This is a genomic window from Citrobacter sp. C348 (genome assembly GCF_047467975.1).
GTDB classification, from domain to species: domain Bacteria; phylum Pseudomonadota; class Gammaproteobacteria; order Enterobacterales; family Enterobacteriaceae; genus Citrobacter; species Citrobacter gillenii.
Window position 1 is genome coordinate 125,082 of sequence record NZ_JASJUJ010000007.1, and the last position, 21,888, is coordinate 146,969.

The following is a 21,888-nucleotide window of genomic DNA, read 5'->3' on the forward strand; positions in this document are numbered from 1 at the left end:
ACGGATATGACGAATCGTAATCTTGAACAGTTAGCCGCTGATTTACGCCAGGCACAGGAGCAGGGTGTCGCGATTGCCCCGCTGCGCGAATTGATTGGTGTGGACAACGCCGAGGCGGCCTACGCCATTCAGCACATCAACGTGCAGCACGACGTGGCGCAGGGGCGTCGCGTGGTTGGGCGTAAGGTGGGGCTGACGCACCCGAAAGTTCAGCAGCAGCTGGGGGTCAGTCAGCCCGACTTCGGCACGCTGTTTGCCGACATGTGTTACGGCGATAACGACACCATCCCGTTTGAGCGCGTGCTGCAACCGCGGATTGAAGCGGAGATTGCGCTGGTGTTGAACCGCGACCTGCCTGCGACCGACACCACGTTTGATGAGCTGGTTAACGCCATCGAGTGGGTGCTGCCCGCACTGGAAGTGGTCGGCAGCCGTATTCGCGACTGGTCAATTCAGTTTGTTGATACCGTGGCGGATAACGCCTCCTGCGGCGTGTATGTGGTCGGTGGTCCGGCGCAGCGCCCGGCGGGGTTAGATCTGAAAAACTGCACGATGAAAATGACGCGCAATAACGAGGAGGTTTCCAGCGGGCGCGGTAGCGAATGTCTGGGGCATCCGATCAACGCTGCCGTCTGGCTGGCGCGCAAAATGGCCAGCCTCGGCGAGCCGCTACGCGCCGGAGACATCATTCTCACCGGGGCGTTAGGCCCGATGGTCGCGGTAAATGCGGGCGATCGTTTTGAGGCCCATATCGAGGGTATTGGTTCAGTCTCCGCCACGTTCTCTGCGGCGGTTACAAAAGGAAGTCAGTCATGAGTAAGCGTAAAGTCGCCATTATCGGCTCCGGTAACATCGGCACCGATTTGATGATTAAAATTCTGCGTCACGGCAAGCAGCTTGAGATGGCGGTGATGGTCGGTATCGACCCGGGATCCGACGGTCTGGCGCGCGCCAGACGCATGGGCGTCGCCACCACCCATGAAGGGGTAACGGGGCTGATGGCAATGCCGGAATTTGCCGATATCGATATCGTGTTTGACGCCACCAGCGCGGGTGCGCACGTGAAAAATGACGCCGCCTTACGCGCGGTTAAGCCGGGGATCCGCCTGATCGACCTGACGCCGGCGGCGATTGGCCCGTACTGCGTGCCGGTAGTGAATCTCGAGGCCAACGTGGATCGGCTGAACGTCAATATGGTGACCTGCGGCGGCCAGGCGACCATCCCGATGGTGGCGGCGGTGTCCCGCGTGGCGCGGGTGTATTACGCCGAGATTATCGCCTCTATTGCCAGCAAGTCCGCGGGGCCGGGCACGCGCGCCAATATTGATGAATTTACCGAAACCACCTCGAAGGCGATTGAAGTGGTGGGCGGTGCCGAGAAAGGCAAAGCGATTATTGTGCTCAACCCAGCGGAGCCGCCGCTGATGATGCGCGACACGGTGTATGTGCTGAGCGAAGAGGCTTCTCAGGCAGAAATTGAGGCGTCGATTAACCAAATGGCAGCGGCGGTACACGCGTACGTGCCGGGCTACCGCCTGAAACAGCGCGTGCAGTTTGAGATCATCCCACAGGATAAACCGGTGAATCTGCCGGGTATTGGCCAGTTCTCCGGCCTGAAAACTGCGGTGTATCTGGAAGTGGAAGGTGCGGCGCACTACCTGCCAGCCTACGCGGGCAATCTCGATATTATGACCTCCAGCGCGCTGGCGACCGCTGAAAAGATGGCACAGTCACTCGCGCGTCAGGCAGGAGAAGCAGCATGAACGGTAAAAAACTCTATATCTCTGACGTGACCTTGCGTGACGGCATGCACGCTATTCGTCATCAATATTCGCTGGAAAACGTCCGCCAAATAGCTAAAGCACTGGACGATGCGCGTGTCGATTCCATTGAGGTGGCGCACGGCGACGGGTTACAGGGCTCCAGCTTTAACTACGGCTTTGGCGCGCACAGCGATCTGGAATGGATTGAAGCGGCGGCGGACGTGGTGGAGCACGCCAAAATCGCCACGCTGTTGCTGCCGGGTATCGGCACGATTCATGACCTGAAAAACGCGTACCAGGCCGGTGCGCGGGTGGTGCGCGTGGCGACCCACTGCACCGAAGCGGACGTGTCGGCCCAGCATATTCAGTATGCGCGCGAGCTGGGTATGGACACCGTCGGCTTTCTGATGATGAGCCACATGACCACGCCGGAGAAACTGGCGCAGCAGGCGAAGCTGATGGAAAACTACGGTGCGACCTGTATTTATGTGGTCGATTCCGGCGGGGCAATGAACATGACGGACATTCGCGATCGCTTCCGCGCCCTGAAAGCGGTGCTGAAGCCGGAAACGGAAACCGGGATGCATGCCCACCACAACCTGAGCCTCGGTGTGGCGAACTCCCTGGCGGCAGTAGAAGAGGGTTGTGACCGTATTGATGCCAGCCTGGCGAGCATGGGCGCAGGGGCGGGCAACGCGCCGCTGGAGGTGTTTATCGCCGCTGCGGATAAGCTCGGCTGGCAGCACGGCACCGACCTTTACGCGCTGATGGATGCCGCCGATGATTTAGTCCGTCCGCTGCAGGACCGCCCGGTGCGGGTGGATCGCGAAACGCTGGCGCTGGGCTATGCCGGGGTCTATTCCAGCTTCCTGCGCCATTGCGAAGTGGCGGCGGCGCGTTATGGCCTGAGCGCGGTGGATATTCTGGTTGAACTGGGCAAACGCCGGATGGTGGGCGGCCAGGAAGATATGATCGTCGACGTGGCGTTGGATCTGCGCAACAGCCAATAAAAATAATGACGCGGCTGGCAACGTATCAGCCGCGCTTCACCTGCATCGTGACCTCAGAGGTACACCTCATGACAACCCGTACCCCCGCATCCTCCTCCCGTCTGACGCTGACCGTCGGGCTGTGTTTTTTAGTCGCTCTGATGGAAGGGCTGGATTTACAGGCCGCCGGTATCGCTGCCGTCGGCATCGCCCAGGCTTTTGCGTTAGATAAAATGCAGATGGGCTGGATCTTCAGCGCCGGTATTCTGGGATTACTGCCCGGCGCTCTGGTGGGCGGTATGCTGGCTGACCGCTATGGGCGCAAGCGGATCCTTATTGGCTCCGTGGCGCTGTTTGGCCTGTTTTCGCTGGCGACGGCGATATCCTGGGATTTCTCGTCGCTGGTGTTTGCCCGCCTGATGACCGGTGTCGGGTTGGGGGCGGCGTTGCCGAACCTGATCGCGCTGACCTCCGAAGCCGCAGGCCCGCGCTTTCGCGGCACCGCGGTGAGCCTGATGTACTGCGGGGTGCCGATTGGCGCAGCGCTGGCGGCGGCGCTGGGTTTTAGCGGTGTGGCCTCCGCCTGGCAAACTGTGTTCTGGGTTGGTGGGGTGATCCCGCTGCTGCTGGTGCCGTTGCTGATGCGTTGGCTACCGGAATCACATGTGTATGCCCAGCAAACGCAGGCCGCCGCCGCACCGTTGCGTGCGCTGTTTGCCCCTGCCACCGCGACCGCTACGTTGCTGCTGTGGCTGTGTTATTTCTTCACCCTGTTGGTGGTGTATATGCTGATCAACTGGCTGCCGATGCTGCTGGTTGAACAGGGCTTTCGTCCCTCACAGGCGGCGTGCGTGATGTTTGCCCTGCAAATCGGCGCGGCCAGCGGGACGTTAATCCTCGGTGCATTGATGGATAAACTGCGCCCGGTGGTGATGTCGCTACTGATTTACACCGGGATGCTGGCTTCACTGCTGGCGCTCGGTACGGTGTCGTCATTGAGCGGTATGCTGGTGGCCGGATTTGTCGCAGGGATGTTTGCCACCGGCGGCCAAAGCGTGCTGTATGCGCTGGCTCCGCTGTTTTACAGCACCCCCATCCGCGCCACCGGCGTAGGCACCGCGGTGGCCGTTGGGCGCCTCGGGGCGATGAGTGGTCCACTGTTGGCGGGGAAAATGCTGGCGCTGGGCACTGGAACGGTAGGCGTGATGGCGGCCTCCGCACCGGGTATTTTGCTGGCCGGGCTGGCGGTGTTTGTGCTGATGAGCCGTAAATCACAGATACAGGTTCAAGCCAGCGACTCCTGACCGTGCGCTCATCCGGACGTATGAGGTGTGACGCGCGGTTCCTACTTTCGGGGGAACGTCATTGGACGTCTCCGTTGCCAGAGTTGAATAAACCCTGATAGCGGAGGCGTTATGGCCTGGCGACCTTTTTTGTATCTTATTGTTAATCCTCGTCCTGTGTTGAGCGCCCGGCGCGGGCATCTGCGTCTGGTGCAGGGCTAACTTTGCATTGTGTTTACAAACGCGGTATAACAAACCTTCTTTGGATGTTTAGATGTCCATACGTTTAGAAGGTCATATGCAAACAACACAACAAAATGCGCCACTGAAGCGCACAATGAAAACGCGTCACCTGATTATGCTCTCTTTAGGTGGCGTGATTGGCACAGGGTTATTCTTTAATACCGGGTACATCATCTCCACCACCGGGGCGGCGGGGACGCTGCTGGCCTATTTGATTGGCGCGCTGGTGGTCTGGCTGGTGATGCAATGTCTGGGTGAACTGTCGGTGGCGATGCCGGAAACCGGCGCGTTTCACGTTTATGCCGCGCGCTATCTCGGCCCGGCGACGGGTTACACCGTAGCCTGGCTCTACTGGCTGACCTGGACCGTGGCGCTTGGCTCCAGCTTTACCGCCGCCGGTTTCTGCATGCAGTATTGGTTCCCACAGGTGCCGGTGTGGATCTGGTGCGTGGTTTTCTGCGTTGTTATCTTTGGCCTGAACGTCATTTCTACGCGCTTTTTTGCCGAAGGGGAATTCTGGTTCTCGCTGGTAAAAGTCATCACCATCATCGCCTTTATTATCCTCGGCGGGGCGGCCATTTTTGGCTTTATCCCGATGCAGGATGGTTCACCCGCGCCGGGGTTGAGCAATATCACCGCAGAAGGCTGGTTTCCACATGGCGGCCTGCCGATCCTGATGACCATGGTGGCGGTGAACTTTGCTTTCTCGGGAACCGAGCTTATCGGCATCGCGGCAGGCGAAACGGAAAACCCGCGCAAGGTGATTCCGGTGGCGATTCGTACCACTATCGCACGACTGATTATTTTCTTTATTGGCACCGTGTTTGTGCTGGCGGCATTGATCCCGATGCAGCAGGCGGGAGTGGAGAAAAGCCCGTTTGTGCTGGTGTTTGAGAAGGTGGGGATTCCATATGCGGCGGATATTTTTAACGTCGTGATCCTGACGGCCATTCTTTCAGCTGCGAATTCAGGATTGTATGCTTCCGGGCGCATGCTGTGGTCGCTGTCGAATGAACGTACGCTGCCCGCCTGTTTTGCGCGGGTAACCAAAAACGGTGTGCCGCTGACAGCCATATCGGTCAGCATGCTCGGCGGCGTGCTGGCGCTGTTTTCCAGCGTGATCGCCCCGGATACGGTATTTGTGGCGCTGTCGGCGATCTCCGGGTTTGCGGTGGTGGCGGTGTGGCTGAGCATCTGCGCTTCGCATTTTGTTTTTCGCCGCCGTCACTTACAGCAAGGAAAGGCTGTGAGTGAATTGCATTATCGTGCGCCGTGGTATCCGCTGGTTCCCGTATTGGGGTTTGTGCTGTGCCTGGTGGCCTGTGTCGGCCTGGCCTTCGATCCCGCGCAGAGAATTGCGTTGTGGTGCGGGTTACCGTTTGTGGCGTTGTGCTATGGTGCTTATTTCCTTACTCAACCCCGTAAAGTAAAACAGGAGCCACACCATGTCGCAGAATAATCCGTTACGTACCCTTCTTGAGAAACAGGATTTCCTGTTGCTGGATGGTGCGATGGCGACGGAACTGGAGGCGCGCGGCTGTAACCTGGCCGATAGCCTGTGGTCAGCGAAAGTGCTGGTAGAAAACCCGCAGCTTATCCGCGAAGTCCATCTAGATTACTACCGGGCGGGTGCTCAATGTGCGATCACCGCCAGCTATCAGGCCACGCCGGCAGGTTTTGCCGCCCGTGGTCTGGATGAGGCGCAATCGAAGGCGCTGATTGGCAAAAGCGTAGAGCTGGCGCGTAAAGCGCGCGAGGCATATCTGGCGGAAAACCCGCAGGCGGGTACATTGCTGGTGGCCGGGTCTGTGGGACCGTATGGCGCGTATCTGGCGGATGGCTCGGAATACCGTGGCGATTACGTGCGCAGCAAAGACGAGTTTCAGGCGTTTCACCGACCGCGCGTTGAAGCGCTGCTGGACGCCGGAGCTGACCTGTTAGCTTGCGAAACGCTGCCGAGTTTTACTGAGATTAAGGCGCTGGCTGAACTGCTGGCGGAATACCCGCGCGCGCGGGCGTGGTTCTCGTTTACCCTGCGTGACAGCGAACACCTGAGCGACGGCACGCCGCTGCGCGAAGTGGTGGCGCTGCTGGCGGGGTATCCGCAGGTGGTGGCGTTAGGCATTAACTGCATTGCGCTGGAAAACACCACCGCTGCGTTGCAGCATCTGCATGGCTTAACGGCGCTGCCGCTGGTGGTCTATCCCAACTCCGGCGAGCATTACGATGCGCAGAGCAAAACCTGGCACACTTACGGTGAAGCGTGTAAAACGCTGGCGGATTATTTACCCCAGTGGCGTGCGGCGGGCGCCCGGTTGATTGGCGGGTGCTGTCGCACCACGCCTGCGGATATTGCTGAATTGAACGTCCAGCGCTGAATTTGTGCCGGGTGGCGGCTGATGCCTTACCCGGCCTACAATGTGTGCCACCCGGCATCAATCACACGGTATCTGCTAACACAAACATGCCGTACGGGTGGATTTCGAGGTAATACTGCTCGCCGACGTCAGGCTGTAAGCGCGTGGCGTTGACCTGCAATAGAATCTCCTGCCCGTGCCACTCTACCGTGACCTCATACTGCGGCCCCATATAGGCGACGTGCTGGATCACACAGCGCTGGCTCTCCTCGCCGCGATCGCTGAGCGTAATTGCCTCCGGACGCACGCCAACCGTACCTTCTCCCTGGGTGGCGAAATGCAGCGGCCTTGGCAGGCGATAACCGTAAATATCGACAAACGCCTCGCTGAACGCGGCCGGGAACAGGTTGGCATCGCCCATAAAGTTCGCCATAAAGCGCGAGGCGGGCTGGCGGTACAGATCCTGCGGTGAGCCGATCTGCATGATGTGTCCCTTGCTCATCACCAGTACGGTGTCGGACACCGTGAAAGCTTCGCTCTGATCGTGGGTCACTTACAGCGAGGTAAGATCAAACTGGATCATTTTCTTGCTCTCTTGTCTGACAATAGCGTCTATGATGCCTGCCCGCATTACGCTGGCAATCACCGGGATGCTGTTATGTAACGAATGTAACAAAATCGCAATAATTTGCAGGTGTTGTAGGCCGGATAAGGCGCTTGCGCCGCCATCCGGCAACAGTGCCTGATGGCGCTGCGCTTATCAGGCCTACGAATTCCATCTGTCATGAGCGAAATAGCTAACTATTGCCGCTTTTTTTCTAAAAACGCTTTGTTCTTAGCCAGAATTTTTAATTCCTTTATCAAAGTGTGCCGTAACGAAATACTGCCCCACATAACAAGACAGGGGAGCAGACAATCATGGCTATATCATCGCGTAATACACTCCTTGCCGTACTGGCAGTGGTTGCATTTCAGGCGCAGGCGGTGAACGTCACCGTCGCGTATCAGACCTCCGCTGAACCGGCCAAAGTGGCGCAGGCGGATAACACATTTGCTAAAGAGAGCGGGGCCACCGTTGACTGGCGTAAGTTCGACAGCGGGGCGAGCATCGTGCGGGCGCTGGCGTCTGGCGACGTACAGATTGGCAATCTTGGCTCCAGCCCGTTGGCGGTTGCGGCCAGCCAACAGGTACCGATTGAGGTGTTCCTGCTGGCGTCCAAACTCGGTAACTCCGAGGCGCTGGTGGTGAAGAAAAGCATCAACAAACCTGAGGATTTGATCGGTAAACGTATTGCCGTGCCGTTTATCTCCACCACCCATTACAGCCTGCTGGCCGCGTTAAAACACTGGGGCATCAAGCCCGGTCAGGTGGAGATTGTGAACCTGCAGCCGCCAGCGATTATTGCCGCCTGGCAGCGCGGGGATATTGACGGCGCCTACGTCTGGGCACCGGCGGTGAACGCGCTGGAAAAAGACGGCAAGGTGTTAACCGACTCGGAGAAAGTAGGTGAGTGGGGCGCGCCGACGTTGGACGTGTGGGTCGTGCGCAAAGATTTTGCCGAGCAGCATCCTGAGGTGGTGAAGGCCTTTGCCAAAAGCGCGATTGATGCCCAACAGCCCTATATTACTGATCCCGATGAATGGCTAAAGCAGCCGGACAACATCAGCAAGCTGTCGCGCTTAAGCGGCGTGCCGGAAGCGGATATTCCGGGACTGGTAAAAGGTAACACCTACCTGACACCGCAGCAGCAAACCGCCGAGCTGACCGGACCGGTGAATAAAGCGATTATCGACACCGCGCAGTTCCTCAAAGATCAGGGCAAAGTGCCCGCTGTGGCGACGGATTACAGTCAGTACGTTACCGATCGCTTCGTGCAATAAGGGGGCGCTGATGCTGCAAATCTCTCATCTTGCCGCCCGCTATGACGGAAAGCCGGTGCTGGACGACATCAACCTGACGCTCGACGGCGGTGAACTGCTGGTGGTGCTCGGGCCTTCCGGCTGCGGCAAAACCACGCTGCTGAATCTGATTGCCGGGTTTGTGCCGTATCAGCACGGCAGCATCGTGCTGGCGGGTAAAAAAGTAACAGGCCCGGGGGCCGAACGCGGCGTGGTGTTCCAGAACGAAGGCTTGCTGCCGTGGCGTAACGTACAGGATAACGTCGGATTAGGCCTGCAACTGGCCGGTGTAGAGAAGTCACAGCGTCAAGGCATCGCGCAGGACATGCTGAAGAAGGTTGGGCTGGAAGGCGCGGAAAAGCGCTTTATCTGGCAGCTTTCCGGTGGTCAGCGTCAGCGCGTCGGCATTGCCCGGGCGCTGGCGGCAAATCCGCAACTGTTGCTGTTGGATGAACCTTTTGGCGCGCTGGATGCTTTTACCCGCGAGCAGATGCAAACCCTGCTGTTGACGCTGTGGCAGGAGACCGGCAAACAGGTGCTGCTGATTACCCACGATATCGAAGAGGCGGTGTTTATGGCGACCGAACTGGTGCTGTTGTCTCCGGGACCGGGCCGGGTGCTGGAACGCTTACCGCTAAATTTCGCCCGCCGCTTTGTGGCCGGGGAGCCGAGTCGCAGCATTAAATCCGATCCGCAGTTTATTGCCATGCGTGAATACGTGCTAGGCCGCGTTTTCGCGCAACGGGAGGCGTTCTCATGAGCGTGGTGATTAACGACAAACCCCGTCCGCGTGCGTTGCGCTGGCGCTGGCCGCTTTCACGTCAGATGACGTTAAGTGTTGGCACATTGGGCGTGCTTCTGGTGGTGTGGTGGGCAGTGGCGGCACTGCAATTCATCAGCCCGCTGTTTTTACCGCCGCCGGGGCAGGTACTGCAAAAACTTATCGTCATTGCCGGACCGCAGGGCTTTATGGATGCCACGCTGTGGCAGCATCTGGCCGCCAGCCTGACGCGTATCGTCATTGCTCTGCTGGCCGCGGTGCTGCTCGGCGTGCCGGTGGGGATCGCGATGGGGCTGAGTCCGACGGTACGCGGGATCGTCGATCCGATCATCGAACTGTATCGTCCGGTACCGCCGCTGGCCTATTTGCCACTGATGGTTATTTGGTTTGGCATCGGCGAAACCTCGAAGATCCTGCTGATCTATCTGGCGATTTTTGCCCCTGTAGCGATGTCTGCGCTGGCGGGCGTCAAAAGTGTGCAGCAGGTGCGGGTGCGGGCCGCCCAGTCGCTGGGGGCCAGCCGCGCACAGGTATTGTGGTTTGTAATTTTACCGGGTGCTTTGCCGGAAATTCTTACCGGGCTGCGGATTGGACTGGGTGTGGGGTGGTCGACATTAGTGGCGGCGGAGCTGATTGCCGCGACGCGAGGTCTGGGGTTTATGGTGCAGTCAGCGGGTGAGTTTTTGGCAACGGATGTGGTGCTGGCGGGAATTATGGTGATTGCCGTGATCGCCTTTATTTTAGAATTGGGTTTGCGTGCGCTTCAGCGCCGTCTGACGCCCTGGCATGGAGAAGTACAATGAGTGAACGTCTGAGCATTATCCCGCTGGGGCCCTATATAGGTGCGCAGGTCACCGGGGCGGATTTGACGCGACCGCTGAGCGATAACCAGTTTGAACAGTTGTACCACGCGGTACTTCGTCATCAGGTGGTGTTCCTGCGCGAGCAGGCGATCACACCACAGCAGCAGCGGGCGCTGGCGTTGCGTTTTGGCGACTTGCATATCCATCCGGTTTACCCGCATGCGCAGGGCGTTGAGGAGATCATCGTCCTCGATACTCACAACGACAATCCGCCGGATAACGACAACTGGCACACCGATGTAACCTTTATTGAGACGCCACCTGCCGGGGCGATTCTGGCGGCAAAAGAGCTGCCATCAACAGGTGGCGATACGCTGTGGACCAGCGGCATTGCCGCTTTTGAAGCGCTTTCAGAACCTTTTCGCCAATTGCTGAGCGGCCTGCGGGCCGAACATGATTTCCGTAAATCGTTCCAGGAGTTCAAATACCGTAATACCGAAGAAGAGCATCAGCGTTGGCTGGCGGCGGTGGCAAAGCACCCGCCGTTGCTGCATCCGGTAGTGCGAACGCATCCGGTGAGCGGCAAACAGGCGCTGTTTGTGAATGAGGGATTTACGACACGGATTGTCGATGTGACGGAAAAAGAGAGTGAGGCGTTGCTTGGATTCCTGTTTGCCCACATCACCAAACCGGAGTTTCAGGTACGCTGGCGCTGGCAGCCTGACGATGTGGCTATTTGGGATAACCGCGTGACGCAGCATTATGCCAATGCAGACTATCTGCCGCAGCGGCGCATTATGCACCGGGCGACGATTCTCGGAGACAAACCTTACTATCGTGCGAGCTAACGTGCCCGATGGCGCTTTGCCCACCGGGCCCCGGCGTGCAGGCCGGACAGGGCGAAGCCGCCATCCGGCAACACCGCGTCATTAACGCAGAATTTTTTTCTCAGCCAGATCCAGGGCAAAGTAACTGAAGATCAGATCCGCGCCCGCGCGTTTGATCGCGCCTAAACTTTCCAGCACCACTTTCTCTTCATCTATTGCCCCTGCCAGGGCTGCGAATTTGATCATCGCGTATTCGCCGCTGACCTGGTAGGCGCCAATCGGCAGTTCGGTGCGTTCGCGAATATCACGCAGAATATCCAGGTATGCACCGGCCGGTTTCACCATCAGGCAGTCTGCACCCTGGGCTTCGTCCAGCAGTGATTCGCGAATGGCTTCACGACGGTTCATCGGGTTCATCTGGTAGGTTTTACGATCGCCTTTCAGCGCGGTGCCCGCGGCTTCGCGGAATGGGCCGTAGAAAGAGGAGGCGAACTTGGTGGAGTAGGACATGATCGCGGTATCGGTGAAGCCCGCGGCGTCCAGCGCCTGGCGAATAGCCTGCACCTGACCGTCCATAGCGGCGGACGGTGCGATAAAGTCGGCTCCCGCCGCGGCGGCAACCACTGCCTGTTTACCGAGGTTAGCGAGGGTTAAATCGTTATCCACGCCGTGGTCACATAATACGCCGCAGTGACCGTGCGAGGTGTATTCGCAGAAGCAGGTATCGGACATGACGATCATTTCCGGTACGGTCTGCTTGCAGATGCGAGACATGCGAGCCACCAGTCCGTCTTCTTTCCAGGCATCGCTGCCGGTGTCATCGGTATGGTGGGAAATACCAAAGGTCATCACCGAGCGGATACCGGCGTTGGCAATGCGTTCGATTTCGCGTGCCAGATGTTTCTCTGGAATGCGCATCACGCCGGGCATGGCCTCGATGGCTTTGTAATCGTCGAGTTCTTCTTCAACAAAGATCGGCAACACCAGGTCATTTAAGCTGAGTGTTGTCTCTTCAAACATGGCGCGCAGCGCAGGGGATTTGCGCAGGCGGCGAGGGCGTTGGATTAGGTCTGTCATGGTATGCCTGATGTTTGTGGAATCGAAGGCCGTAGTATACCTCAACCTGTGTGTGGGTGTTTTACGAAAGTTGGCCTTATGCGAGTAAAACCCGCGTACCGTATTTTTAAAAATTTAATATGCGCTATTTATACTTTATTGAATTTATCATTTTTAATATCAATAGGTTTTGCTGTGGGTTTGATTTTGTTTAATCGTTGATTAAATACCTTTCATTGTGCGTGTGTTTATTTGCTGTCCTTGTGGTTTTGTTTTTAATTATCATTGTATTGTATGGTTTATTTTATTAATTTTCCCATAATTTACTGAAAGTAAAAGGTTTATGCTTTTTTTGTTTGTATTTCGTTTATTGTCCGCATTCGGACTTAAAGTAAAGAATAATTGAACCTTTTATCTATGGCACCGCATAATCTTTCGGCGAAACATAATATGTTTACTATGCATTAATAATTGATGGATCAACTATATTACGTCCCTGAGGAGGGATGACAAATGCACACTTGGAAAAAGAAACTCGTAGTCTCACAATTAGCATTAGCCTGCACATTGGCAATCACTTCTCAGGCGAATGCGACGACTTATGATACCTTTGCTTTTCATGACGACGCGACGTCATATGGCGCGTTAGATACTGACTACCTGACCTACAGTGGTTATATTTATAACAACCCTGCAACGGATAGCAGCTATTTTGATACCGCATTCTCTGGTGATACGGTTAATGGCGTTGTTTCTACGTATTATCTGAACCGCGATTACGCAGACAGCACGGCAAATACTGTCAATGTAACCAATTCCAATATTCACGGTATGATTACTTCTAAGCCGGTATCTGGCTTTGGGGATGCCGTTGCTCATGATTGGGTTGACGGTGATGTCTTCATGTTAAATATCGATCACTCTACGATTGATGATGATTATGAAGCATTCTATTACACCGATACCTATCTGGATGGTACCAATTCGAAATCAGTCTATGAAACATACTCTGTTGCAGGACTGGGAACGGCTGTAACGCTGGATGTCGAAAGCGCCATCAATATTAGCAATAATTCGCGGGTTGCGGGTATTAGCCTGGAACAGGGTGATACCACGAATGCTACGTACACCACTGGCGCAACTCAGTGGGATAACACCATTACAGTAAATGACTCAACCGTCACATCGGGTTCTTATACTGCCAATGAATCAACCGGACATTTTGGTAATTCTACCGAGCCGAGTGATTACAGTAATTCTTCTACCCTGGATGATGTTGCGTTATCGTTCACCGATAACAGCGCTTCTGCTAACCGTATGGTAAACACCGTCACGCTGAATAATTCTCAGCTGTTAGGCGATGTTCTGTTTACGAGTACCTGGAACAGTAATTTTGACCCTACAGGTCATTTGGTTGATGGGTCCACCTCGGTATATACCCACGGCGGCTGGGCAGATGATGATCAAAACGTCGATCACCTGAACCTGACGCTGAATAACACCAGCTGGACGGGTGCTGCGTATATTGATTACGACACCGTTGTGACCCCTTCCCAGTTCTATGACATTGCGGCTAACAGCTTAGATCCAAGTGCGACAAGTTCTGATTCTTGGAACCGTGTTAACAGTGCAAACTCCTTCCAGAGCGGTGTGTTTGATATCGCGTTGAATAACGGTTCAGTCTGGAATTCCACCAAAACGTCTCTGATTGATACCCTGGCTATCAACAGCGGCTCTCAGGTGAATGTTGCCGACGGTTCTTACTTAACGTCTGATACCATTACGCTAAATGGCGCTTCTACGATGAATATCGGCGAAGACGGCGCAGTGGATACCGATCATCTGACGATTAACACGAACAGTACCGTGACGCTGTCTGATGACGTCAGCTCAGCGTGGACGGGCACTGCTCTGTATGCCAACACCATTACCGCAACTAACGGCGGTATGCTGAATGTCGAGACTAGCAACAACGGCGCATCCAGCCTGTTCACTGCCGGTACACTGGAACTGACTAGCGGTAATGTTGCTGATAACAACGGCAACGTGTACGCCGGTGTGTTCAACATTAACAGCAATAACTACGTGCTGAATTCTGACCTCGTCAACGATCGTACCTGGGATACCACTCAGGCTAACTACGGTTACGGTGTGATTGCGATGAATTCTGATGGTCACTTGACCGTCAACGGCAATGGCGATATCAACAGCGGTGACGAAGCGGATGCCAGCAGCACCAGCGACAACGTTACAGCTGCAACCGGTAACTACAAAGTTCGCATTGATAACGCGACGGGTACTGGTTCCGTTGCTGACTATAAAGGCAAAGAGCTGATTTACGTTGATGATGTCAACACCAACGCCACCTTCTCTGCGGCAAACAAAGCTGACCTGGGTGCATACACCTATCAGGCTCAACAGGTGGGCAACACTGTTGTGATGCAACAGATGGAACTGACGGATTACGCGAACATGGCGCTGAGCATCCCGTCTGCAAATACCAACATCTGGAACCTGCAACAGGATACTGTCGGTACGCGTCTGACCAATGCACGTCACGGTCTGGCGGATAACGGTGGCGCGTGGGTGAGCTACTTCGGCGGCAGCTTCAACGGCGACAACGGCACCATTAACTACGATCAGGACGTTAACGGCATCATGGTCGGCCTTGATACCAAAGTTGACGGTAACAATGCACAGTGGATTGTCGGTGCCGCAGCAGGCTTTGCGAAAGGTGACGTAAGCGATAACAGCGGACAGGTGGATCAGGATAGCCAGACTGCCTATATTTACTCTTCTGCTCGCTTCGCAAACAACCTCTTTATTGATGGTTCTTTGAACTACTCTCATTTCAACAACGATCTGTCTGCTAACATGAGCAACGGTCAGTACGTTGACGGTAGCAGTGCTTCTGATGCCTGGGGCTTCGGTCTGAAACTGGGTTATGACCTGAAACTGGGTGACGCAGGTTACGTGACGCCTTACGGTAGCGTATCCGGTCTGTTCCAGTCTGGTGATGACTATAAGCTGAGCAACGACATGAAAGTTGACGGTCAGTCTTATGACAGCATGCGTTATGAACTGGGTGTTGATGCCGGTTATACCTTCGCTTACAGCGATGACCAGGCACTGACTCCGTACTTCAAACTGGCTTACGTTTATGACGATGCGGGTAACGATGCTAACGTCAACGGTGATTCCATCGACAATGGTACAGAAGGTTCTGCGGTACGTGTTGGACTGGGTACTCAGTTCAGCTTTACCAAAAACTTCAGCGCATATACCGATGCCAGCTACCTCGGCGGTGGTGATGTCGATCAAGACTGGTCTGCGAATGCAGGCGTTAAATATACCTGGTAAGAATTCCTATTAGAGGACTCGGTATTTTAATCCCAATAAGCCCGTCAAGGATTTGACGGGCTTTTATGCAAGGAATGCGTAAATGTTATCTGTAGATAAGCCTTTTCTGGAATTTGGTAAGCTGGATAAATGTTTGTCGAAATATGGCGAGCGTTTTGAATATGAAAATGAAAAACAAATAATATATTCCAGTGATGTAAATAAAAACGACACTTTTGTTGTTTTAAAGGGGGTTGTCTCGCTGAGGCGAGGAGAAACCATACTGGTTGGCATTACACAGGCACCGTTTATTATGGGACTTGCTGATGGTGTGATGAAAACAGATATTCAATATAGATTAATAACAGAAGGTTACTGTACGGGTTATTATCTGCCCGCGTCCCAAACGATTAATATCATTGAACAATGCCAGCTATGGCGCGAGGCCTTTAGCTGGTTAGCATGGCAGCACTGCATGCTTGAATTACGCGACCTGCAATTAATTGGCAATAACTCCTATGAGCAAATCCGCGCCACGCTGATATCCATGATGAAATGGGATGAGTTACTGCGCTCTCGCGTTGGTGTTATGAACTATATCCACCAACGAACACGTATTTCACGCTCTGTCGTCGCAGAAATTCTCGCGGCACTGCGTAAAGGCGGCTACATTGAAATGAATAAAGGCAAACTGGTGAATATTAACCGTTTGCCTTTTGAGTACTAAATCAGGATGCGGGGATAACCTGGGGTTTGTTTCCGCTCAACTCACTCACCAGATCGTTGATACCATCGCTCATATTGGTAAATCGGGTCAGCGGAGAACGGGTGACCACAATAAAGGCCCCTACGTTTTTCTGCGGGATCATCGCCATATAGGTAATGAATCCACCACCCCCACCGGTTTTTTGAATAATCCCCGGGCGGCCATTTTTCGGTGCCATATAGACCCAGCCCAGGCCCAGCGCATCGGCTTTGCCTGGCACGTCCATGCCAATTACTTTGGTTAACTGTGTACGCTGATAAATCAGCGTCTGCATCCGGTCAGCCTGCTGGCTGCGCTGATAAAAGTCTGAAGAGAGATACTGCTGCATCCAGCGCATCATATCGCCAGGCGTCGAATAGACGCCGCCGCTGCCCATAGCCGCCAGCGTATTGTTACACGGGCTGGCCCCTTTTTCGGCGACCATCAGGCGCTTGCACTGATCGGGTGAAGGCGTAAACGTGGTGTCTTTCATCCCGAGCGGTCGGGTGATTTTCTCTTCAAACAGCTGTTGATAAGGCTTACCGGACGCGGCTGCCAGCGCATCGGCCAGTAGATCGAACGCCAGATTCGAGTAGGAGGCCTGCGATCCGGGAGCAGCTTTCAGCGTGGCGGTAGAGAGGTAACTCCAGCGCTGTTCGCGCGTTGGCCAGACAAATACCGGGCGTTTTGCCGCACCGCCTGGCTGCTCGCGGGGTAGGGCGCTGGTATGAGTCGCCAGATTCACCAGCGTGATCGGCGTTCCCTGCCAGGTCGGGACTCGTGCACCGGGCGGTGCATATTTACTCAATGGATCGTTCAGTTTTACCGTGCCCTGATCGAGTAATTTGACCAGCATTTCACTGGTCATCAATTTGGTAATTGAGGCGATGCGGATCACCGAATCCAGCTGCGGATGAACATTATTGCCAGGGCGTGTTTCGCCAAAGCTGCGAAATACACGCTGATTACCGTCAATGACCACGAGCGCCATTCCCGTCGCCCCGCTGCCGTAGAAGATATGATCGGCGTAACGATCGACGATATCAGAGGCGAAGACCGGATCGGTGATAGGCTGTGCCGCCTGGACAGATGTCAATGACGCCGCACACAGCGCGGCAGAAAAAAGCAGACTACGTTTCAACGGTGGTGTCCATGAGTTAGGGGTAGTAAAAAAGGATGACGTGCGTATGCGTATTTATACTACTCATCGGCATATTGCAAAGTGCTATTACGCCAATCATAGTGTGAAAAACGTAACGATGAGTAAACGTTACCTTTTCCCCCGGAGTGGATGTTCGCTTTTGTGATCTCACGCTGCGATAATCTGAATATGCCGGAACGCTGTCAGGTATGAAAACCATAGAAACAATTCTTCCGGGCCGGTAGCGAACTAAGCGCGTCGGTTCTGGTCACAATTGTCGGTTTCAGCATGTGTTTATTGGGCGTTAGCCGTCTTGCCATCGTTTCACGCGGGCAAATGCACAGCAGTCGTCATAACGATAAGAAGTTAGCAGGAGAGCACTATGTTTACGTCTTTTTTCCCAAAGCCGGGACCGTTCTTTATTTCGGCATTTATTTGGGCACTGGTCGCCGTTGTATTCTGGCAGGCAGGTGGGGGAGCCTGGGTTGCACATATCACCGGCGTATCGGGTGATGTGCCTATCAGCGCCGCCCGGTTCTGGTCGCTGGATTATCTGACTTTTTATGCATATTACCTTCTCTGCGTCGGCCTGTTCGCCGCGTTCTGGTTTATCTACTGTCCACACCGTTGGCAGTATTGGTCCATATTGGGCACGTCGCTGATTATCTTTGTGACCTGGTTTCTGGTTGAGGTCGGGGTTGCCGTCAACGCCTGGTATGCGCCGTTCTATGACCTGATTCAAACCGCACTGAGCGCTCCTCATAAGGTGAAGATTGAACAGTTCTATCATGAAGTGGGGATCTTCCTTGGCATCGCGCTGATTGCCGTGGTAATTGGGGTGATGAACAATTTCTTCGTCAGCCATTACGTGTTCCGCTGGCGTACCGCGATGAACGAACATTATATGGCGCACTGGCAGCATCTGCGTCATATCGAAGGCGCCGCGCAGCGTGTGCAGGAAGACACCATGCGCTTCGCCTCTACGCTGGAAGATATGGGCGTCAGTTTTATCAATGCGATTATGACGCTGATTGCCTTCTTACCGGTGCTGGTCACGCTGTCTGCGCATGTCCCTGATCTGCCGATTGTTGGCCATGTTCCCTATGGTCTGGTGATTGCTGCCATTGTCTGGTCGTTGATGGGCACCGGCTTGCTGGCGGTGGTGGGGATCAAACTCCCGGGTCTGGAGTTTAAAAACCAGCGCGTGGAAGCTGCTTACCGTAAAGAACTGGTCTACGGCGAAGATGATGCTAATCGCGCAACGCCGCCGACCGTGCGCGAGCTGTTTCACGCGGTGCGTCAGAACTATTTCCGCCTCTATTTTCACTATATGTACTTTAATATCGCCCGTATTCTTTACCTGCAGGTGGATAACGTTTTCGGTTTGTTCCTGCTGTTTCCGTCAATTGTTGCCGGTACGATTACGCTCGGTCTGATGACGCAAATCACCAACGTGTTTGGTCAGGTGCGCGGATCGTTCCAGTATCTGATTAACTCCTGGACGACGTTAGTGGAATTAATGTCTATCTATAAGCGTCTGCGCAGCTTCGAACGTGAGCTGGATGGTCAGGATATTCAGGCCGTAACCCATACGCTTAGCTAACAAAAGGAGATGTTATGTCGACGGTTTCCCGTCTTTACCCCTGGTCTTGTCTGGCGGCGTTGGTGCTGGTGGGATGCAGTAGCCAGTCTTCGCAGCCGTTAAAAAAAGGGGAGAAAGCCGTCGATGTGGCGAGCGTGGTCCGTCAGAAGATGCCGGCCAGCGTGAAGGACAGAGACGCCTGGGCGCAGGATCTGGCCAGGACGTTTGAAAGCCAGAAGCTGGCACCGACGGTTGAGAATGTCTGTTCGGTGCTGGCGGTAGCGCAGCAGGAGTCTAACTATCAGGCGGACCCGGCGGTACCGGGCTTAAATAAAATAGCCTGGAAAGAGATCGACCGCCGCGCTGAGCGCATGCATATTCCGCTGTTTGTGGTGCACACCGCGCTGAAGATTAACTCGCCGACCGGCAAAACCTACAGCGAGCGTCTGGATTCGGTAAAAACGGAAAAGCAGCTTAGCGCTATTTTTGATGATTTTATCAATATGGTGCCGATGGGGCAGACGCTATTCGGTTCGCTTAATCCGGTGCATACAGGCGGTCCGATGCAGGTCAGCATCGCGTTTGCTGAACAACACGCTTCAGGCTATCCGTGGAAAATGGCGGGGACGGTACGTCAGGAAGTCTTCACCCGTCGTGGTGGGCTGTGGTTCGGGACCTATCATTTGCTGAATTACCCGGCGAACTATAGCGCGCCTATCTTCCGTTTCGCTGATTTTAATGCGGGCTGGTACGCCAGTCGTAATGCGGCTTTCCAGAACGCGGTGACTAAGGCCAGCGGCGTGAAACTGGCGTTGGACGGTGATTTGATTCGCTACGACAGTAACGATCCGGGCAAAACAGAGCTGGCGGTACGTAAGCTGGCCGGGAAGCTGGACATGAGCGAGAGTGATATCCATCGGCAGTTGCAAAAAGGTGACAGCCTCGCGTTTGAAGAGACCGCGTTGTACAAGAACGTGTATAAGCTAGCGGAAGCGAAAACGGGCAAAACCTTACCCCGCGAAATGCTGCCGGGTATTCAGCTCGAAAGTCCAAAGATTACCCGTAATCTGACCACCGCGTGGTTTGCGAAACGGGTGGATGAGCGACGGGCAAAATGTATGGGTCAGTCATCTTTGTGATGGCGTTGGCGCCAGTGCAACACGGCTGCGATGGTGCCAAGAATCAGACCGCCGACCAGGAAGGGAATCAAACCAAAAATTGTTCCTACGCCCAATCCGATCTCGATGTGCGGGCGTCCGCTCTCCTGCATTTGCAGTTGCATTAGCTGTTCATAAATACCGGGTGCGTGAGCCAGTAGGGTTAATACCTGCGCCCCGACCCAAAAGCAAAACAGCACAAAGACGGCATAGACAATGTTGCCGGTCAGCGAGGAGGGATCCCGATGCTTGCCCTTAAACGGGAATTTTGAGAGCGTAAAATCAGCCATAAAGACCTCCAGCAACAACCTGCTTTTCTTGACGTAATGCCAGTAACTGACAGTGAGTCTGACAGGTGATGGGGATTGTCAATATCAGAATGATGGTAATTTCAGCCAGGGATTATTCCTGGATTTCGTTTTTTGTCTGCCATCACAAATATGTAACCTTAAGTGAAATTAGATTACATCTAAGAAATTCTGCCTACGCCACAGACCGCCAGAGAGAAATGTGCGAGGATGCGTCTTTATAACGTTGTGATCCCCGGAGCTGTTATGAACCTGCCTGTAAAACTTCGCCGCGACTGGCACTACTACGCGTTTGCTATTGGGCTTATCTTTATTCTCAACGGGGTGGTGGGATTACTGGGCTTTGAAGCGAAGGGGTGGCAAACCTATGCGGTAGGGCTGGTTACCTGGGTGATTAGCTTTTGGCTTGCCGGATTGATTATCCGCCGCCGCGCGGAAGATGACGAAACGCAGGATGCCCAATAGCTATCGGGCACCCTGGCGGGGTTTACATACTGGTTTTCAGCGCGCTGTTTGCCGCGTGACGCTCCAGCGCCAGTTCGATCAGACGGGTGATTAAATCGGTATAACCTAAGCCGCTCGCCTGCCACAGTTTTGGATACATACTGATATTGGTGAAGCCCGGTAGCGTGTTGATCTCGTTGATCACCACGTCATTTTCCGCGGTTAAGAACACATCTACGCGTGCCATGCCAGCGCAACCCAGCGTCTGGTAAGCCTGGATCGCTATCTCGCGGATCTTGTCGTTAATCTCCGGCGCAATGGCCGCCGGGACCACGACTTTGGCACCGTTATCGTCAATGTACTTGGTGTCATAGGCGTAAAAATCGCTGTTCAGAACGATTTCGCCACAGGTGCTGGCCTGCGGATGATCGTTCCCCAGCACCGCGCATTCGATCTCACGACCAACGACCCCTTGTTCCACCACCACTTTATGGTCGAACTCAAATGCCAGCGCCACGGCCTGGTTATATTGAGCTTCGTTGGTGACTTTGCTGACCCCAACGGACGAGCCCTGATTAGCCGGCTTGACGAACAGCGGCAGGCCCAGGCGCGATTCAACCTCTGCGAAGCTGATGCTATTACGATTAGCGCGGGTGAGCGTAATAAAGGGGGCAATGTTTAATCCGGCGTCGCGCAGCAGACGTTTAGTCACGTCTTTATCCATGCATGCCGCTGAGCCCAGCACGTCGGAACCGACGAACGGGAGATTTGCCACGCGCAGCATACCTTGCAGGGAACCATCTTCGCCCAACGTACCGTGCACAATCGGGAAAATAACATCGACGGTTTGCAGCGGCTGACCGTTGTGCGCATCAATCAACTGGTGTTCTTGCTTTCCCGGTACCTGCGCCAGGCTGGTTGCCGAAGGACGCAGCGCAATACGCGCCGGGTCGTTGGCATTAAGTAGATAGTTGCTGGCATCGCTGACGTGCCATTGCCCTTCTTTATCAATACCTAACAGCACAACATCAAAGCGAGTCTTGTCGATGGCATCGACAATATTTTTTGCCGATTGCAATGACACTTCATGTTCTGCTGATTTACCACCAAATACGATTCCTACCCGCAACTTTGCCATCTTAAAAACCCATTCCATGAATGCAAAGCACAT

At 54.6% G+C, this 21,888-nt stretch carries 19 protein-coding genes and 1 pseudogene; 15 read left to right on the forward strand and 5 right to left on the reverse strand.

Annotated elements, in window-relative coordinates:
* Nucleotides 1-6 precede the first annotated feature (6 nt).
* The 6 genes from mhpD (at nt 7) to mmuM (ending at nt 6,656) form a co-directional block, all read left to right on the forward strand.
* A complete protein-coding gene (mhpD, locus tag QNN86_RS14560) occupies nt 7-816 on the forward strand; it encodes a 2-keto-4-pentenoate hydratase (RefSeq protein ID WP_181490528.1) in 810 nt (269 codons plus the stop codon).
* Nucleotides 813-1,763 carry an acetaldehyde dehydrogenase gene (gene mhpF, locus QNN86_RS14565; protein ID WP_181629286.1) on the forward strand — a complete coding sequence of 317 codons (951 nt, stop codon included), beginning with the start codon at nt 813-815 and terminating at the stop codon, nt 1,761-1,763. Before mhpD ends, mhpF begins: the two co-directional genes overlap by 4 nt.
* Nucleotides 1,760-2,773: a 4-hydroxy-2-oxovalerate aldolase gene (gene mhpE / locus QNN86_RS14570; protein ID WP_414211417.1), complete on the forward strand. Its 1,014-nt coding sequence runs from the start codon at nt 1,760-1,762 to the stop codon at nt 2,771-2,773. Before mhpF ends, mhpE begins: the two co-directional genes overlap by 4 nt.
* A gap of 68 nt (nt 2,774-2,841) precedes the next feature.
* The gene (gene mhpT, locus QNN86_RS14575; protein ID WP_414211419.1) at nt 2,842-4,056 is read left to right on the forward strand and encodes a 3-(3-hydroxy-phenyl)propionate transporter MhpT; all 1,215 of its coding nucleotides are present in this window, start codon (nt 2,842-2,844) and stop codon (nt 4,054-4,056) included.
* Between the two features lie 277 nt (nt 4,057-4,333).
* Nucleotides 4,334-5,737, forward strand: coding sequence for an S-methylmethionine permease (gene mmuP, locus QNN86_RS14580; RefSeq protein ID WP_115259288.1), 1,404 nt, complete (start codon nt 4,334-4,336; stop codon nt 5,735-5,737).
* Nucleotides 5,724-6,656, forward strand: a complete 933-nt coding sequence (mmuM, locus tag QNN86_RS14585; protein ID WP_414211421.1) for a homocysteine S-methyltransferase — start codon at nt 5,724-5,726, stop codon at nt 6,654-6,656. The genes mmuP and mmuM overlap by 14 nt, the downstream gene beginning before the upstream one ends.
* 61 nt (nt 6,657-6,717) lie before the next feature.
* Here mmuM and QNN86_RS14590 read toward each other — a convergent pair.
* A pseudogene (locus QNN86_RS14590) lies at nt 6,718-7,212 on the reverse strand (TOBE domain-containing protein); the annotation flags it as partial.
* 341 nt (nt 7,213-7,553) lie between these two features.
* Here QNN86_RS14590 and tauA point away from each other — a divergent pair.
* From tauA to tauD, 4 genes are read left to right on the forward strand one after another with little or no spacing between them, the layout of a single operon-like run.
* Nucleotides 7,554-8,516, forward strand: coding sequence for a taurine ABC transporter substrate-binding protein (tauA, locus tag QNN86_RS14595; protein ID WP_115259271.1), 963 nt, complete (start codon nt 7,554-7,556; stop codon nt 8,514-8,516).
* 10 nt (nt 8,517-8,526) lie between these two features.
* Nucleotides 8,527-9,294, forward strand: coding sequence for a taurine ABC transporter ATP-binding subunit (gene tauB / locus QNN86_RS14600; RefSeq protein ID WP_414211424.1), 768 nt, complete (start codon nt 8,527-8,529; stop codon nt 9,292-9,294).
* Nucleotides 9,291-10,118, forward strand: a complete 828-nt coding sequence (gene tauC, locus QNN86_RS14605) for a taurine ABC transporter permease TauC (protein ID WP_137362714.1) — start codon at nt 9,291-9,293, stop codon at nt 10,116-10,118. The genes tauB and tauC overlap by 4 nt, the downstream gene beginning before the upstream one ends.
* Nucleotides 10,115-10,966, forward strand: coding sequence for a taurine dioxygenase (gene tauD / locus QNN86_RS14610; protein ID WP_414211426.1), 852 nt, complete (start codon nt 10,115-10,117; stop codon nt 10,964-10,966). The genes tauC and tauD overlap by 4 nt, the downstream gene beginning before the upstream one ends.
* Nucleotides 10,967-11,047: 81 nt before the next feature.
* Here the strand turns inward: tauD and hemB are convergent, their stop codons facing one another.
* A complete protein-coding gene (hemB, locus tag QNN86_RS14615; protein ID WP_182270329.1) occupies nt 11,048-12,022 on the reverse strand; it encodes a porphobilinogen synthase in 975 nt (324 codons plus the stop codon).
* A gap of 492 nt (nt 12,023-12,514) precedes the next feature.
* On the opposite strand from hemB, the gene QNN86_RS14620 reads away from it, so the two are divergent.
* On the forward strand, nt 12,515-15,361 hold the full coding sequence (locus QNN86_RS14620; RefSeq protein ID WP_414211429.1) for an autotransporter outer membrane beta-barrel domain-containing protein: 2,847 nt from the start codon (nt 12,515-12,517) through the stop codon (nt 15,359-15,361).
* An 82-nt stretch (nt 15,362-15,443) separates the two neighbouring features.
* On the forward strand, nt 15,444-16,067 hold the full coding sequence (gene iprA, locus QNN86_RS14625) for a hydrogen peroxide resistance inhibitor IprA (protein WP_414211431.1): 624 nt from the start codon (nt 15,444-15,446) through the stop codon (nt 16,065-16,067).
* Nucleotide 16,068: 1 nt separating this feature from the next.
* On the opposite strand, the gene ampH is transcribed toward iprA, so the two are convergent.
* A complete protein-coding gene (gene ampH / locus QNN86_RS14630; RefSeq protein WP_096758119.1) occupies nt 16,069-17,226 on the reverse strand; it encodes a D-alanyl-D-alanine-carboxypeptidase/endopeptidase AmpH in 1,158 nt (385 codons plus the stop codon).
* Nucleotides 17,227-17,608: 382 nt separating this feature from the next.
* On the opposite strand from ampH, the gene sbmA reads away from it, so the two are divergent.
* Together sbmA and QNN86_RS14640 are read left to right on the forward strand one after the other, a co-directional pair.
* Nucleotides 17,609-18,829 carry a peptide antibiotic transporter SbmA gene (gene sbmA / locus QNN86_RS14635; protein WP_414211433.1) on the forward strand — a complete coding sequence of 407 codons (1,221 nt, stop codon included), beginning with the start codon at nt 17,609-17,611 and terminating at the stop codon, nt 18,827-18,829.
* 14 nt (nt 18,830-18,843) lie between these two features.
* Nucleotides 18,844-19,947 carry a DUF1615 domain-containing protein gene (locus QNN86_RS14640; RefSeq protein WP_096758117.1) on the forward strand — a complete coding sequence of 368 codons (1,104 nt, stop codon included), beginning with the start codon at nt 18,844-18,846 and terminating at the stop codon, nt 19,945-19,947.
* Here the strand turns inward: QNN86_RS14640 and QNN86_RS14645 are convergent.
* On the reverse strand, nt 19,932-20,255 hold the full coding sequence (locus QNN86_RS14645; protein ID WP_115259259.1) for a DUF2755 family protein: 324 nt from the start codon (nt 20,253-20,255) through the stop codon (nt 19,932-19,934). The two genes, QNN86_RS14640 and QNN86_RS14645, sit on opposite strands and share 16 nt — an antisense overlap.
* A 264-nt stretch (nt 20,256-20,519) precedes the next feature.
* Here QNN86_RS14645 and QNN86_RS14650 point away from each other — a divergent pair, with 264 nt between their 5' ends.
* Nucleotides 20,520-20,738 (forward strand): DUF2754 domain-containing protein, encoded by a 219-nt coding sequence (locus tag QNN86_RS14650; protein WP_115259258.1) that lies wholly within the window; start codon nt 20,520-20,522, stop codon nt 20,736-20,738.
* 22 nt (nt 20,739-20,760) lie between these two features.
* Here QNN86_RS14650 and ddlA read toward each other — a convergent pair whose 3' ends face one another.
* A complete protein-coding gene (gene ddlA / locus QNN86_RS14655; RefSeq protein WP_096759461.1) occupies nt 20,761-21,855 on the reverse strand; it encodes a D-alanine--D-alanine ligase in 1,095 nt (364 codons plus the stop codon).
* Nucleotides 21,856-21,888 lie beyond the last annotated feature (33 nt).

Excerpts from the sequence above, each read along its gene's own strand:
- mhpD (WP_181490528.1), top strand. The coding sequence starts at position 7 with ATGACGAATCGTAATCTTGAACAGTTAGCCGCTGATTTACGCCAGGCA.
- mhpF (WP_181629286.1), top strand. The coding sequence starts at position 813 with ATGAGTAAGCGTAAAGTCGCCATTATCGGCTCCGGTAACATCGGCACC.
- mhpE (WP_414211417.1), top strand. The coding sequence starts at position 1,760 with ATGAACGGTAAAAAACTCTATATCTCTGACGTGACCTTGCGTGACGGC.
- mhpT (WP_414211419.1), top strand. The coding sequence starts at position 2,842 with ATGACAACCCGTACCCCCGCATCCTCCTCCCGTCTGACGCTGACCGTC.
- mmuP (WP_115259288.1), top strand. The coding sequence starts at position 4,334 with ATGCAAACAACACAACAAAATGCGCCACTGAAGCGCACAATGAAAACG.
- mmuM (WP_414211421.1), top strand. The coding sequence starts at position 5,724 with ATGTCGCAGAATAATCCGTTACGTACCCTTCTTGAGAAACAGGATTTC.
- tauA (WP_115259271.1), top strand. The coding sequence starts at position 7,554 with ATGGCTATATCATCGCGTAATACACTCCTTGCCGTACTGGCAGTGGTT.
- tauB (WP_414211424.1), top strand. The coding sequence starts at position 8,527 with ATGCTGCAAATCTCTCATCTTGCCGCCCGCTATGACGGAAAGCCGGTG.
- tauC (WP_137362714.1), top strand. The coding sequence starts at position 9,291 with ATGAGCGTGGTGATTAACGACAAACCCCGTCCGCGTGCGTTGCGCTGG.
- tauD (WP_414211426.1), top strand. The coding sequence starts at position 10,115 with ATGAGTGAACGTCTGAGCATTATCCCGCTGGGGCCCTATATAGGTGCG.
- hemB (WP_182270329.1), bottom strand. The coding sequence starts at position 12,022 with ATGACAGACCTAATCCAACGCCCTCGCCGCCTGCGCAAATCCCCTGCG.
- QNN86_RS14620 (WP_414211429.1), top strand. The coding sequence starts at position 12,515 with ATGCACACTTGGAAAAAGAAACTCGTAGTCTCACAATTAGCATTAGCC.
- iprA (WP_414211431.1), top strand. The coding sequence starts at position 15,444 with ATGTTATCTGTAGATAAGCCTTTTCTGGAATTTGGTAAGCTGGATAAA.
- sbmA (WP_414211433.1), top strand. The coding sequence starts at position 17,609 with ATGTTTACGTCTTTTTTCCCAAAGCCGGGACCGTTCTTTATTTCGGCA.
- QNN86_RS14640 (WP_096758117.1), top strand. The coding sequence starts at position 18,844 with ATGTCGACGGTTTCCCGTCTTTACCCCTGGTCTTGTCTGGCGGCGTTG.
- QNN86_RS14645 (WP_115259259.1), bottom strand. The coding sequence starts at position 20,255 with ATGGCTGATTTTACGCTCTCAAAATTCCCGTTTAAGGGCAAGCATCGG.
- QNN86_RS14650 (WP_115259258.1), top strand. The coding sequence starts at position 20,520 with ATGAACCTGCCTGTAAAACTTCGCCGCGACTGGCACTACTACGCGTTT.
- ddlA (WP_096759461.1), bottom strand. The coding sequence starts at position 21,855 with ATGGCAAAGTTGCGGGTAGGAATCGTATTTGGTGGTAAATCAGCAGAA.